The organism is Methanomicrobiales archaeon HGW-Methanomicrobiales-1 (genome assembly GCA_002839675.1).
Taxonomy (GTDB): Archaea; Halobacteriota; Methanomicrobia; order Methanomicrobiales; family Methanospirillaceae; genus Methanoregula.
Genome location: PGYM01000002.1, coordinates 415,759 through 428,772, shown reverse-complemented (window position 1 = coordinate 428,772; position 13,014 = coordinate 415,759). Strand labels below are relative to the sequence as shown.

The 13,014-nt window shown below is 53.0% G+C and carries 14 protein-coding genes; 2 read left to right on the top strand and 12 right to left on the bottom strand.

The features are described 5' to 3' along the window. Positions 1-24: 24 nt before the first annotated feature. The 5 genes from CVV30_08510 to CVV30_08490 form a co-directional block, all read right to left on the bottom strand. Positions 25-1,938, bottom strand: coding sequence for a hypothetical protein (locus CVV30_08510; protein ID PKL69783.1), 1,914 nt, complete (start codon positions 1,936-1,938; stop codon positions 25-27). Between the two features lie 367 nt (positions 1,939-2,305). Further along, a complete protein-coding gene (locus CVV30_08505; protein ID PKL69584.1) occupies positions 2,306-3,307 on the bottom strand; it encodes a Holliday junction branch migration DNA helicase RuvB in 1,002 nt (333 codons plus the stop codon). Positions 3,308-3,314: 7 nt separating this feature from the next. Next, positions 3,315-3,911, bottom strand: a complete 597-nt coding sequence (locus CVV30_08500) for a Holliday junction branch migration protein RuvA (protein PKL69583.1) — start codon at positions 3,909-3,911, stop codon at positions 3,315-3,317. A 4-nt stretch (positions 3,912-3,915) separates the two neighbouring features. After that, positions 3,916-4,386 (bottom strand): crossover junction endodeoxyribonuclease RuvC, encoded by a 471-nt coding sequence (locus tag CVV30_08495; protein PKL69582.1) that lies wholly within the window; start codon positions 4,384-4,386, stop codon positions 3,916-3,918. A 76-nt stretch (positions 4,387-4,462) separates the two neighbouring features. Then, the gene (locus CVV30_08490; protein PKL69581.1) at positions 4,463-5,569 is read right to left on the bottom strand and encodes a hypothetical protein; all 1,107 of its coding nucleotides are present in this window, start codon (positions 5,567-5,569) and stop codon (positions 4,463-4,465) included. Between the two features lie 165 nt (positions 5,570-5,734). Here CVV30_08490 and CVV30_08485 point away from each other — a divergent pair, with 165 nt between their 5' ends. Next, positions 5,735-6,325 carry a hypothetical protein gene (locus CVV30_08485; GenBank protein PKL69580.1) on the top strand — a complete coding sequence of 197 codons (591 nt, stop codon included), beginning with the start codon at positions 5,735-5,737 and terminating at the stop codon, positions 6,323-6,325. Positions 6,326-6,366: 41 nt separating this feature from the next. Here the strand turns inward: CVV30_08485 and CVV30_08480 are convergent, their stop codons facing one another. Beyond that, positions 6,367-7,017 carry a hypothetical protein gene (locus CVV30_08480; protein ID PKL69579.1) on the bottom strand — a complete coding sequence of 217 codons (651 nt, stop codon included), beginning with the start codon at positions 7,015-7,017 and terminating at the stop codon, positions 6,367-6,369. A gap of 164 nt (positions 7,018-7,181) precedes the next feature. Beyond that, positions 7,182-7,553, bottom strand: a complete 372-nt coding sequence (locus tag CVV30_08475) for a cupin domain-containing protein (protein PKL69578.1) — start codon at positions 7,551-7,553, stop codon at positions 7,182-7,184. Positions 7,554-7,746: 193 nt separating this feature from the next. Here CVV30_08475 and CVV30_08470 point away from each other — a divergent pair, with 193 nt between their 5' ends. Beyond that, positions 7,747-8,415: an iron-sulfur protein gene (locus CVV30_08470; GenBank protein PKL69577.1), complete on the top strand. Its 669-nt coding sequence runs from the start codon at positions 7,747-7,749 to the stop codon at positions 8,413-8,415. 69 nt (positions 8,416-8,484) lie between these two features. On the opposite strand, the gene CVV30_08465 is transcribed toward CVV30_08470, so the two are convergent. The 5 genes from CVV30_08465 to CVV30_08445 all read right to left on the bottom strand — a co-directional run bounded on the left by CVV30_08465 (position 8,485) and on the right by CVV30_08445 (position 12,978). Then, positions 8,485-8,919, bottom strand: coding sequence for a nucleoside deaminase (locus CVV30_08465; protein PKL69576.1), 435 nt, complete (start codon positions 8,917-8,919; stop codon positions 8,485-8,487). Between the two features lie 55 nt (positions 8,920-8,974). Then, positions 8,975-9,412: a hypothetical protein gene (locus CVV30_08460; protein PKL69575.1), complete on the bottom strand. Its 438-nt coding sequence runs from the start codon at positions 9,410-9,412 to the stop codon at positions 8,975-8,977. A 186-nt stretch (positions 9,413-9,598) separates the two neighbouring features. After that, a complete protein-coding gene (locus CVV30_08455) occupies positions 9,599-10,789 on the bottom strand; it encodes a PBS lyase (GenBank protein ID PKL69574.1) in 1,191 nt (396 codons plus the stop codon). A 227-nt stretch (positions 10,790-11,016) separates the two neighbouring features. After that, positions 11,017-11,955, bottom strand: coding sequence for a hypothetical protein (locus tag CVV30_08450; GenBank protein ID PKL69573.1), 939 nt, complete (start codon positions 11,953-11,955; stop codon positions 11,017-11,019). 120 nt (positions 11,956-12,075) lie between these two features. Further along, entirely contained in the window at positions 12,076-12,978 is a 903-nt protein-coding gene (locus tag CVV30_08445) for a 2-phospho-L-lactate transferase (protein ID PKL69572.1), read from the bottom strand. Between the last annotated feature and the right edge of the window lie 36 nt (positions 12,979-13,014).

The following is a 13,014-nucleotide window of genomic DNA, read 5'->3' as shown; positions in this document are numbered from 1 at the left end:
TTCCTGATTTTTTTATATCTTCTATCAGACACCTTTCATCACGGGATAGAGAATTTCATCCTTCCCGTCCAGATGAATCGTTGCAACCGTTGTATTGATCTGGTTTAACGGGTTGGCGAGGATCTTTCCTGACGACAGCGTGTAGAGCGTATCGCCGATGTAGAGCGAGCGTTTCACTTCATCCCGGGAGCTGCCATAGTAATAGTATCCCCCGCCACCCGTTCCGTGTTCGACCGTGCCCCGCAGGGTAAAGCCGGTCTCGGGAGTAACCCCGAATACATACGCCCCGAACCAGACCTGTGCCTGGTCGCCGCGAAGTTTGTCGCTCTGACTGGTGTCTATCTTCACGACCCGGGCCGGGATCACGAGGAGGTTCTTTGCCTTGTCAAAGAGGAACGCCTTGTGGTCCGACAGGGCTGCGGAATCCGAACCGGCATCGCCAATCTCGACTTTACCCACCAGCTTCGGGTGCTCAACATCGCTCACGTCAAAGAGGGCGAGCTTGATTCCCTGTGCCGAGACACCGCCCCAGTCGTTCGTTGCCGTTTCTTTTCCAAGACCGATCACATAGTTCTTGTCATAGGGATGGAGGTAATCGGAGTAGCCGGGGATCTTGAGCTTGCCGAGGATCTTCGGGCTTGTTGGCGTGGAAAGGTCGATGACAAAGAACGGGTCAATGCGTTTGAACGTGACCATATAGAGCCGGTCACCCATGAACCGGGTTGAGTAGATTTTCTCCTGCTCGGCGATGTGAGTCAGTTCACCGATCGTCTTCATCGCACTGTCGAGCACAAAGACATTGTTGTACTCGTACTGGCCCCGGGTTGTCCAGACATCGGACGTGGTGGCGACCCGCAGGTTACCGCCATACTCATCCATGGCGAACTGGTTCTTGAGATATCCCGGCACCTCACCATTTGCAAGGTACGTGATCGCACCGTTATCGATCCCGATCTTGTGGATGACTGTTGTTGTCTGTTCGATCTCTTTGTTGCGGATCGCTTCCTGCTCTCCGCTCTTCAATTCTGCGATGGCTGCCTGTTTGTCTGCCTCGTTCATGGTGTTGAAATCCTCGACAATAGAGGACACTGATACCGGTGCTGCAACGCCCGTGGATGCCCTGGAACCCTGCACTACGCCGATTGCCGGTCCCACCATGCCCCGCACCGGGTAGATGTTATGGTACTTCTGGTAGCTCACGTACATTGCATCGGGCGAAACGTAGAGGATGTTGCCGCTGCCGACCAGGTACGTCTTTGCATCTTTTGTGGCGCCGGTGCCCGCGTCAAACGAGGTGACAGTAGTAAAATCGTACTGGCGTTCGGGATTGTCGAAATAGTAAACGTCCGGTGAAATGACAACCTTTGCATTTTCCCACACTGCTGGGACTATTATTCGATCATTGTACGGATATACCGATTCGCGGGAGAGCAGGTACACGGTGTCGCCGATCATCCGGGCGTCGGTGTAGTCGCCATCAATGGTATAGTCTTTGAGCAGCTGCGGGTCCTTACGGTCGCTGATATCGTAAAAGACCGCATGAGTGACCGGCGCCGAACGGTAGTACGGGTACCGCGATATCATGGCCATCTTCGCTGCGGTATCTGGTGCCTGCACCACATCGTTTTCTGTGATATCAGAAGTTCCGGTTGTTAAGAGCACGAGCCGGTCACCGGTTATGAAAATCTCGCGGGGGGTGTCTTCGAGTTCGGTTTTTGAAATGATGGAAGCCGATGATGCCGGGTATGCATCCACGATCGTCAGCGTGCTGCCCGAGATCACGTAGATGTACCGGGCATCGTTCTTGACAAAGTCCGGTTCATCGACACCGGCGACCTGCACATTGGTCTGCGAGTGATCGGCAGATCCAATTTCCCCGGCAGCCGGGACAGCCGCTGTGAGGGCTGCACCCTTTGCTGAAGACTCCTGTGCAGCCATTGCCGGGACAGTTCCCACGCGATCCATTGCCCATCCCCCTTCGGTTGCATAGTACGAATCCTGTGCGAGCTGGGTGTTGTTCTTAATGTACTCCTGGATCTCTTCTGCGGAGCTGAATTTTTTAATATCCCCGGCCGGTGCTGTTGCCGTTGAGCTCATGCACCCGCTTACGATGACTGCGGTGAGCACGAGGAGGAGAGCAGCGAGAGCGACCAGGGTGTATTTCTTCCACGCCATAGTTGATCAGGTTTCTTTTCACCGGAAAAGATGATGAATCTGGCGTTGACTTCGAAAAAATTCGAAGATATCGGTAACCGGTTGCAGAATTGTCTGAAAATGCCGGTATTTCCAGCGGGATCCTTTGCTATCAGAACAGCGTTTTCTGGGGATTTTTCAGGTGCCGTTGCGCAGCCGGCGTAGTCTGCCTGCCCTGCGATGTCCTTTTTAAAAAACCGATCTGGATGAGGTACGGTTCGTATACCTCTTCGATCGTCCGTGTCTCTTCTCCTACCGATATGGCAATGGTCTTTGCCCCGACCGGCCCTCCATTGAAATCCTCGGCAATGACTGACAGGATGCGCCGGTCGAGATCATCCAGCCCGAGATCGTCGATCTGCATGAGGGAGAGAGCGCTTGTTGCGATCTCTGCCGTGATGGTGCCATCTCCCTTTACCACGGCAAAGTCCCGCACTCTCCGTAACAGACGGTTGCCGATCCGCGGGGTGCCCCTGCTTCGCTGGGCGATTGCAGCAGCGCCGTCCGGGGTGATGGGAATTTTGAGGATGCCGGCGCTCCGGGTGATGATCTCGACAAGTTCTGCCGGGGAATACAGGTTTAAGCGGATGATAATGCCAAACCGGTCCCGGAAGGGCGAACTCAACAGGCCCTGCCGGGTGGTTGCGCCGATCAGCGTGAAATGTTCGAGCTCGAGTTTGATCGAGCGGGCGCTCGGACCCTCACCGATCATCACATCGATGAAAAAATCCTCCATCGCGGGGTAAAGAATCTCCTCAACCACCGGGTTCATGCGATGAATCTCATCGATGAAGAGCACGTCCCCGTTTTTGAGCGCCGTAGCCAGTGCTGCAACATCGCCGGGCTTTTCCAGCACCGGGCCGGTCGTTGTCCTGATCGCTGCGCCCATCTCGTGCGCAATGATATAGGCGAGCGTAGTCTTTCCCAGCCCCGGCGGTCCCGAGAACAGGATATGATCGATCGGTTCGCCCCGGCGCTGTGCCGCTTCGATTGCGATCTTCAGGGTCTCTTTGACCTGTGTCTGCCCGATGAACGCGTCGAGCGAGGCCGGGCGGAGCGTGAGCTCTTCGCCTTCATCCGGCAGGGGTTCGGGAGAAATGATCCGTTCGCTCATGGTCGTGTCAGTGTTCTTTGAGTTTTACCAGTGCCGCCTTGATCAGGGTCTGGATGGACGGTTCTTTCAATCCTGCGGCGGAAATCTTGACCGCATCGTACGAGTCTTTCTCGGCAAAGCCCAGCGAGATCAGCGCACTGGCTGCATCGTGGATAAGGTTCTCTCCTTTTCCGGTTCCCGCTTTTGGCAGGGAATCGCGTACTTTTTTGATCTTGTCCCGGAGTTCAAGGATGAGTCGCTTTGCGCCCTTGCTGCCGATTCCCGAGACCCGGGTCAGGCTCTTCTCGTCTTCCGAGAGGATGGCCATGGCAAAGTCTTCGATCGTTATCTGGGAGAGGATATTGAGCGCCGTCTGAGGGCCGATACCGGAGACCCCGATAAGGATGGAAAAAATCTCGCGCCCGCTCGGGTGAAGGAAACCGTAGAGAGTGATAGCATCTTCCCGCACGGCCATATGCGTGAAGAGTTTTACTTTCCCTTTGCGGCCCGCGATCTCCTGAACTTCGGGACCGGGAACATTCACGCGGTACCCGATACCGTTGACATCCAGTACCACCCACCGGTCCCCGGTCTCGGCCGGTTCACCGTACAGATACGCGATCATTGTACTATCTCATGATGTGGATATGACATAAGGCAATCGAAAGACCATCGGCCGCATCGTCCGGCTTGGGAATCTCATCGAGATGGAGCAGGCGTTTGATCATCTCCTGCACCTGTGCCTTGTCCGCCCGCCCGGATCCGGTCATCGCCTGTTTGATCTGGTTCGGGGTGTACTCTTCGACCGGGAGATTGTGCTGCTCTGCGGCAAGGAGTATCACTCCCCGCACCTCGCTCACGCTCATAGCTGACGTGACATTTTTGGAAAAAAAGAGTTTTTCCATGGCCAGGAAATCCGGCGGATACCGGGCAAAAAGTGCGTTAATCTCGGTGAAAATTTCGAGCAGCCGTTCCGCCTGTCGCCGGCCTGCCTTTGTTTCGATACACCCGTAGCAGATGGGGGTTATCACTCCTTTGTCAACCCGTATCACGCCATAACCGAGCCGCGCAACGCCGGGATCAATACCGATGACTATCATGGCAGGTGCTGAACCATACCGTTCAGTTCGTTTATCCGGGTTTTATCAATCATACAACACGCCATGGACTGCCGGCTCATTGTTTTGCCGTTGCTTCGGTCAGTTTCTCCACATTGCTCCGGGTAAAAAACCCGTCGAAATCCCCGTACCGGTGAATATATTCATTCACCAGCAGGGTGTGTGGTGAGGGTTCGGAGAAGATCTGTTTGAGTCCCTCCTCCTCTGAACCCACGAGCTCCAGCAGGAACTTCATACCCTCTCTTTTGAGCAGGGCAACCGTCTCTTCGATCTTTTCGGTCTGGAATGCCATGTGGTGAACTCTCGTCCCGTAATTCTGGATAAATTTCTCGGTCGGTCCGGATGTCTCGTCACTGCTGTACGGGGTGATTCCTGAAGTGAAGACCATGGCAAAGTCCTCCTTGTTGCGCCGGGCCACGCTCGTGATCGAATTGAGTGACTTGACGTGCACGCCGAAATCGTAATGGTAGTTGGTCAGCGAGACGAACTCTAAGATTGCATTGGTGCGATCCTGTGCCCTGACCCGGGTGGCAGCATGATCGAGTCTCCCGATATTTTTCAGGTGCTGGTATTCAGGCTTGGCAATGTCCGGGGATATGATAGTCGCCCCCGCCGGTGCATAGGCCTGCATCCCGTCCAGCCACTCAATAAACCCGATTGAATTCCCGGTATAGGGAGAAGGAACGGTCTGGATAAAGGAGAAGTAATCGGATACAATGGGCCCGGGTGTCTGGAACTGTACCCCGCGCTCCTTCTGGATGGCCACGCACTCATTAATGTCCGGCGTGGAAAAGACAAACGTTTCGAGCCGGGTGTTGGGAAGATGCCCGGAAAGTCGCCCCCGGTTCGCATCGGTAAACGGGTTGGAAGCATCACTCCGCGACCGGATGATGAGCGAAGCCGAGCCGGGAACGGAGAGGATGTAGCTCTGTGAATCCGCATCGAAGAAAGCTTCCGTGCACGCGAGTCCGGTATACCGGAGCATCTCATAGACCGCGGGCACGAGGTTGTCGGTCTCGGCAGCGATGATGACCGAATCAAGCCCTTCAACAAGCCCTTCGAGTCCGGCGTCCCTGCGCTCGTCCAGAGCCACAGCGGCCTGCTCAATAAGGATATTTTCCTGTTCCGAAGCAGAATCGAGTGAAGAATCCTGTGATGGGGTCATTTGTCCGCAAATACTCCTGTGTATAGATACGGTGTCACCATCATAAAAATTGCGAAGGATGCAGAGCAAAAGGATGAATAAAACCGTTGATTACGGATAATCAGGACTCCCCGGACGATAAATACTATTTATATCTGCACACAATATGAAATAAAGGTGGAAAATATGAAGAACGCCCATGAACCAACGTATTCCTTTGTCATTCTCACTCTCGTCCTTATCGTGGCCAATGCCATCCTCGCCCGGCTCTGTGTGATTGCCTTGCCTGGAAATGTCGGCGGAGTATCAGTCCTCTTTTTTGCGGTAGCGTTTATGATCCTCTTTACTCTCTGGTTTGGGGCCTATGGTGCGATTGCTGCCTATGCAGGTACCTTTATTGGTGCCGGACTGCTCTCCACCAGCCCGGTCATTCCAGCGGATGTTGCAATCTACTGGTCGATCGCCGGCCTGCTGCAGGTTCTCATCCCGCTGGTTGCCCTGCGAACCTTTGAAGTGGATCTCAATCTCGAGAACAGGCGCGACTGGACGCTGCTGCTGCTCTTTGGCGTACTTATCAACAATATTGTGGGTGCAGCCTGGGGTGCCTACACCCTCGCATTGGGAAATGTCATCACCTCCAGCCAGATCGGGAGTGTCTTTATGACGTGGCTTGTGGGCAATGTCATCGTGACTGCAATTATCGTACCGCTTGCACTCCGTCACTTCACGCCAAAAGTCAGCAAATCAAAACTCTTTGTTAAGTATTACTGGGAATAGGCAGATTTCATCCGGCCCAATCTTTTTTTTCAGTCTTAAAATTATTCTCCTGTGTTTTGCTCCTGATATTCTGCTGTCTTTTTCCTGCTGATGGCGATGATGACAGGGACAAGAAGATAGATTAAGAGGGAGTACGGGGGTGAAAAAAGCGCTATTACAATCCCGAGGCCGGCAACACCGGGAATGGCCGCGAGGATCCAGAACCGGTATCCCCCCTCACCTGCAACTGATTTCCTGTCACAGAGATTGTCGCACTGGCAGATATGCAACCAGTGGCCAAGAAACAGCCCCCCGATTACCAGGATATTTACATGGAAGAGGAGGACTGCGATCAGCACCCCGTCATAGGTTCCTGACACATCGGAGGTGAACGGGATCAGGACAATGAAGATGAGAATGGCAATATTGTAACGAAGGACTGATGGATCAACGATCCGCAGGTAGTGAAACTGGCGGTGGTGTTCGATCCAGAACAGGGCAAGTACCAAAAACGCGATGATGAAGAGCACAAACTGCGGTAATAATTTTTCAAGGTACGCGGGGAGTTCAGTTGGGGCCTGGCTTGCGGATAATTGTGGCATCGCGATCCCGAGTACAAGTAAAGTCATCGCGAATGCAAAGATCGTGTCCACCATGGTTTCGAGACGCCCTTTCGAGATCCGGTGGGGATTATCCTGTTCAGGTCCGCCCATATAGTATAGTATTCTTAGAATACGGGTAAATCTTTTACCTCTCTTTTGTATCTGTTTGGCATTCCGGGGAAGGAAAAATCAGGAGGACACGCTGGCAATCCCCCATAAAAAGTGAGTGTATAAAAAGGCGTACCCGGCGATCCTTTCAGGGAATCTGCACATTTTTATGCTACAAGTTTCTCATCTGCTGCCTGCCATTTGGGTGAGACTATGCAGAGAAATACAAGATTATCCCTGCCGGTATTCCGGATCCACTGGCGGGCGTGGGGTGGGATCAGGATGATCTGGCCCTGTCTCACTGCTGCGGTTTCAGGGCCGATGTGCATCTCACCTGTTCCCTCAAGAATGTAATAGAGTTCCGTTGATTTTTCCAATGTGTGAGGGAGCGTGGACTCCCCGGGCGGGATGATGGCATGGGCAACGCTGCATGCAAGACCATCTGCCCCGGTCACTTTGTCGGGATGCAGCAGTTCGCAGAGGAGTGAGCGGTCGATGACCTGTTCATGGGAGAAATCGGCTATATCGCGGATGATCATGGGAGCTCCGGAATGTTCATGTGATCAGTACTCTTCCCCCCGGAAGGAAAAAGGATTTTGCGGCTGCTGAAGGATCGACCAGCATCGCCGGGTGCACCAGACCCCTGTCCGTAATAATTACAGAATGATGATGGAAGGCTTATTGGCACACCTTTATCCTTCCGGAAAAACACCACTACCTTGTGAGAATATCATGAAGATTATCGGCATCAACGCGAGCCCGAAAGGGGAGAAGAGCCAGACCCGCAGGCTGGTTATGGCAGTCCTTGAGGGAGCACGGCAGAGTGGGGCAGATGTCACGTTTGTGGATATCTGTGGCCTTGAGATCAAGTACTGCACGGCATGCGGTACCTGTTACGCGAAAGGCGAGTGCATTCATGACGACGATTTCCCGGCGCTGCTTGAAAAGTTACAGGATGCCGATGGCATCGTACTTGGCTCGCCGAATTACATCAACCAGGTCACTGCTCAGCTCAAGACGATGCTCGACCGTATGGCAGATGTGGTTCATTGCCAGTCTCTCTCCGGCAAGTACGGTTGTTCGGTCTGCACAGCGGGCGGTTCGTATGCGGATGAGGTAGCGGATTACATGAACATGGCCCTTCTCCATTTCGGAGCAACGACCATAGGAAAAGTCAGCGTCCTTGTGGGGGCTGATCCGAATGCGATCGTGGGCGGGGAGAAACAGGCAAAGGAACTGGGACGGAAACTGGCCGATGCGATCAAAACGAAGTTAAATGATCCGGCACAGGAGAAGATCCATCTTGAGCGTAAGGAATATTTCAAACGGATGGTATCGTTCAACAAGGATCTCTGGAAGCATGAGTACGATTACTGGAAAGGGTTAGGGGAACTGAAATAATTTTTTTACACCCCGATAAAAAAGTAAAACCGTTAAAAAATCTCAATAGCCTTTTTTGTAAAAATGAGTTTATAGTTCGCCGATATCCTCGTTCCAGAGCAGGGGGTTCTGCGCAATGAACTCCTGCATCATTGTGGCACATTCGTCAAGATCCAGATCGATCACTTCGATATTATGCTCTTCCATAAAGGCACGGGCGCCGGCAAAATTCCGCGATTCGCCCACAATGACTTTTTTTATGCCGAACTGGACGGCGGCACCCGCACAGAGATAGCAGGGCATGAGCGTGGAATAAAGCACGGAATCCCGGTACGTCCCGATCCGCCCGGCTTTACGCAGGCAGTCGATCTCTGCATGGATGATCGGATCTCCTTCCTGCACCCGTCGGTTATGCCCCCTGCCGATAATCGTATTTTCCCGCACCAGGACCGAACCGATGGGAATGCCCCCTTCTGCAAGCCCTTTCTTTGCTTCTTCAATCGCTTCCTGCATGAACTGATCCATATCGTACCGATCCTTCCGGATTGCATGATTTTTTCCGGTTTTTGTTATTGCGCTGTTACCAGGTATCAGGGATGCCATCGATTAATGGCGCCAGAAAGACATATGCCACAAGGAGCAGCCCGGCAACAATCGCATGGTAAAATGGCAGGGATACAATGGGGATTACCCCGAGGGCATACGCCCATATAAGAAATCCGATTGCAGAGATGCCCAGCTGTACTATATCGGTAATATGCTCTGCTTTCCAGAGATACAGCACGGTACCCAGGAAACAGAGGAGCAGGATCCAGCGGGCCACTACCGGAAACCAGGACTCGGTACCGGACAGGTAATACATTATTCCATACACGGCAATGAAAAGCGCGATCGTCTCTACAGGGACATATTTGATTAACCGTTCCCGGTAGGAATCATTGGGCATGTCCCGGCAGGCATCTCCCTTTGCCATTGAGAGTGTCTCATCCCGGTTTCTTCTGGTCACCACAAGCCGCATGATCGTTTTCCTCTTTTTTCTTTACTTGCATGCTCTGGCAGGCTTATCATATCAATCCATCGCAGCAGTATTGTATCTGAAATACTGGTGCCCTGCAGTTCTCTCATAAGGTTCCTGATGCTACGAGCATACTGCACATGAAAACGGCAGAACCATTCTCACAAAAAAAAGATGAACTGCTGGTGTTTATTGTGCAGTTCGTTTCTTGATCATTTCGAGCGCTTCGAACGCTTCCCGGCGCACCGACACATTTTCATCGGACAGGAGGCCGGTGATGTGATCTACTGCCTTCTGGTCGCCAATCTCGCCAAGAAGGAGTACCGCACGCCTGCGGACATCGCTCTGGCCGTCTTTTAAGACCATGATGAGGGGAGTGGTTGCCGGCTGGCCGAGCATCCAGAGTGCCTCCATGGCACCGGTCCGCATCCGGATATCACTCTCGCGGAAGATCTGCATGAGCGGTGCGATAGCAGGCACGCCGAGTGCTGCCAGCGACTTGACAACTTCTATGCGAACCGGCCGCTCCGGATCATCAAGAGCCCCGATGATGGGAGAGATCGCCCGGGTATTGCCGATCTGGCCGAGCACTTCTGCAGCGCCCTTGCGGATACCGGGGTTCTGGTCGCCAAGCGCCTTGATCAGTGGATCTACGGAGGGTTCCCCGATGGTAACCAGCGCGAGTCCCGCCCGGCGCTGAACATCATCATTGGGATCAATGAGTGCCCGTATGAGCGGTTCAATGGCAGGCTCTCCCAGTGAGCAGAGTGTTGCCATCGCTGCCATCCTGACATGCTCCCTTGCATCGTTGAGGCTGTCGATCAAAGGACCGACTGCCCGGGGATCGCCTATGCGGCCGAGTGCTACTGCACCCTCGTGACGGACATAAGGATCTGCATCTTTTAATGATTCAATAAGGTGGCCGACAGCCCGCGTCTCACCCATGACACCCAGTGCCTGCACGGCACCCCGGCGGATGAGCGGGTGGGTGTGCTTTGCTGCCTGCATCAGGGGGCCAACGGATGGCTCGCCGATTAACTGGAGTGCCCGGATAGTCTCCTGGCGTACATCGTCCGAAGTTTCATCGAGTGCATTGATGAGGGGCGCTACCGCAGGAGCACCGATCTTGCCGAGTGTATCTGCCGATCCGCGCCTGATGATCCAGTACTCGTCTTTCAGGCCGCGGATGAGCGGTTCGATAAATGGCTCACCGAGATCCCCGACGGATCGAACGGCACTCCAGCGTGTATCAAGGTCACCATCCGTAAGAGCATTGAGGAAATTATCGTAGCGCTCCTTTTGTGCAAGGCGACGCGCCTGCTCTTCCTCCTCACTCTTTCCTGATTTGAACATATTGAGGAATTTCTTTATAATACTCATGGGAATTCTCCGAACGAATATTAGTATAAAATCCTTCAAATAGGTATCGGATAGACAATCCGTCGAATTTTGCTACTCCCTCCATAATTTTCAAGAAAAAATGCTGATTGGAAAAAGAGATTTACCAACCCTGTCACACTGATTCGGGTTTTATGAATCCATTATTCCGGTGAATCAGTCCCTCATAAAAAAACCAGGGAATAGCAGGAATATGTGATGTAAAAAAATTATGATGAAGATGCCGATGCATATCCTACGGAAAACTGGACATTGCCTGAGGCGGTTTTCGGGACATCATACACATACATGGTGTAGTAGCCGGTTGGCATGGTTCCATCGAGGGTAACCGGAAAACTCCAGGTTTTATCTGCTGAAACAGATATGGGACCGAATTCCCTCCCCCCGGAAAATTGCCCGGGCCCGTAGAGTCCCAGCATTACATTCTGGGCGCCAGTTGTACACTGACCCGAAAAAGTAACGGTATTCCCAGGAGCCGCGGCGTAACTGCTCGGTGAAATGGAGACAAGGCCTCCCCCGATAACGGTAAATTCAGTCCGCTCTGAGGTGGTTTTCCATGAATCAGATACGATCATGGTGTACGAACCCGACTGGACAGAAGTGCCCGGGTTCCACGTGTAACTCCATCTGCCGAGCCCGTCAACATTTTGCTGGACTAAGGATACTCCGTTTGAATATTTTCCCGGCCCGTATAATGTCAGTAACAGACTGTTCGTTCCGGTTGCAGTCCCCGAAAAAAGATTCGAGTCCCCGATGACCATCGTCTTTTTCCCTGCCACGATCGTTACTGCGGCCTGTCCCGGCACGGGTGTTAATGTCTGAGTTACTATCTGGGGTATCTGGGTAACTGCCTTTAGGACTAATGCTGCATAATAGTTGGACGGACCCGGTGTAACGGTGATAGCCGTTGACCATGTCTGGTATCCTGCATGACGGTATTCAAGCGTGTGCGGCCCTGCAACAACATCAGGGATCGTAACCGGGGTGCTTCCCTGATACTGGTTGTCGAGATAGACCTCAGCGCCTGAAGGTGAAGAAGTAAGACTGATCGTACCTTTCTCCGAACCAGGAGTTGATACGCACCCTGAAAGGAATATCAATAAAACCACGATGATTATGCCCGTCTTACCGTTTATTATTCTCTTCATGCCTCTCACGATAACCGTTATTCCGCAGCGTTAAATAGGTTTGCCACTCTAGCGTGCCGTGGCTTCAGGGATCGAGAACAAAAACAAAAAAAATAAGGGGGTTGGTGAAAATTATGGCATTCAACCTTTTTTCACCATGCCAAGGATCTCACGTGCCAGGGCAACGCTCTTATCCTCGTCAGTCATCAGGGTGTCAAACCTGACCGCGTTGTTTACTTCGACCGGATCGCGGATATCCTGTATGAAAAGATCGGTCAGCCCCCCGTAACAGTTGAACGTGCCGATTGAGCTCGGTTCGTATCCCGCTGCTTTCATGAGGGCACCCGCCGGGCCGCTGATCGGTTCGTTTCCGATGAACGGACTCACCGCGATCACGAATTTATCCTTGAGGGCGTTTCTCATTCCTTCACAGGCAAGGATGGGCAGGATGCTCGTGATTGGATTGGAAGGGCCGATCACGACCGCTTCGCTCGCTTCGATTGCCGCCAGTCCTTCTTCAGTAGCCACCGGGGGCTCATTAAAATTCCGCACAACTTTCTGGATCTCGATCTTACCCTTTGCCCGGATCCAGTACTCCTGGAAATGAATGAGACCGAGATCGGTCTGGACCTGGGTCGTCACTTCGGTATCGGTCATGGGCAACACATTTTCCCGGACCCCGAAACGGTCGCAGAGGATTTTTGTTGCATTGGTCAGGCGCATCCCGTTTCGCATCATCTCGCCCCGGGCAACATGCACTGCCCGGTCCCGGTCGCCGATCGCGATAAACTCATCGACACCCAGCCGTGTGATCTCATCGTGGGTGATGAACGTGTCATTCCTGACCCCCCACCACGTATCGGTGTTGAGGATGCCGGCAAAGAGATACATGACGGTGTCAACATCCGGTGAGATGTGGTTTCCCGAGATCCAGATGTCTTCTGCCGTATTGACAATAACCGAAATCTCGTGCCGGTCCATCACTTTCTGCATGCCCCGCAGGAGTTTCGGGGTGCCAGTCCCGCCCGAAAGGAAGGTAATCATTACTCAATACTTTTATGCGATGTATATGAAGATTCT

Bases quoted from the DNA above. Each gene is read 5' to 3' on its own strand.
- CVV30_08485 (PKL69580.1), top strand. From the start codon at position 5,735: ATGAAGAACGCCCATGAACCAACGTATTCCTTTGTCATTCTCACTCTC.
- CVV30_08480 (PKL69579.1), bottom strand. From the start codon at position 7,017: ATGGGCGGACCTGAACAGGATAATCCCCACCGGATCTCGAAAGGGCGT.
- CVV30_08495 (PKL69582.1), bottom strand. From the start codon at position 4,386: ATGATAGTCATCGGTATTGATCCCGGCGTTGCGCGGCTCGGTTATGGC.
- CVV30_08465 (PKL69576.1), bottom strand. From the start codon at position 8,919: ATGGATCAGTTCATGCAGGAAGCGATTGAAGAAGCAAAGAAAGGGCTT.
- CVV30_08510 (PKL69783.1), bottom strand. From the start codon at position 1,938: ATGGCTGCACAGGAGTCTTCAGCAAAGGGTGCAGCCCTCACAGCGGCT.
- CVV30_08455 (PKL69574.1), bottom strand. From the start codon at position 10,789: ATGAGTATTATAAAGAAATTCCTCAATATGTTCAAATCAGGAAAGAGT.
- CVV30_08460 (PKL69575.1), bottom strand. From the start codon at position 9,412: ATGCGGCTTGTGGTGACCAGAAGAAACCGGGATGAGACACTCTCAATG.
- CVV30_08500 (PKL69583.1), bottom strand. From the start codon at position 3,911: ATGATCGCGTATCTGTACGGTGAACCGGCCGAGACCGGGGACCGGTGG.
- CVV30_08470 (PKL69577.1), top strand. From the start codon at position 7,747: ATGAAGATTATCGGCATCAACGCGAGCCCGAAAGGGGAGAAGAGCCAG.
- CVV30_08450 (PKL69573.1), bottom strand. From the start codon at position 11,955: ATGAAGAGAATAATAAACGGTAAGACGGGCATAATCATCGTGGTTTTA.
- CVV30_08445 (PKL69572.1), bottom strand. From the start codon at position 12,978: ATGATTACCTTCCTTTCGGGCGGGACTGGCACCCCGAAACTCCTGCGG.
- CVV30_08505 (PKL69584.1), bottom strand. From the start codon at position 3,307: ATGAGCGAACGGATCATTTCTCCCGAACCCCTGCCGGATGAAGGCGAA.
- CVV30_08475 (PKL69578.1), bottom strand. From the start codon at position 7,553: ATGATCATCCGCGATATAGCCGATTTCTCCCATGAACAGGTCATCGAC.
- CVV30_08490 (PKL69581.1), bottom strand. From the start codon at position 5,569: ATGACCCCATCACAGGATTCTTCACTCGATTCTGCTTCGGAACAGGAA.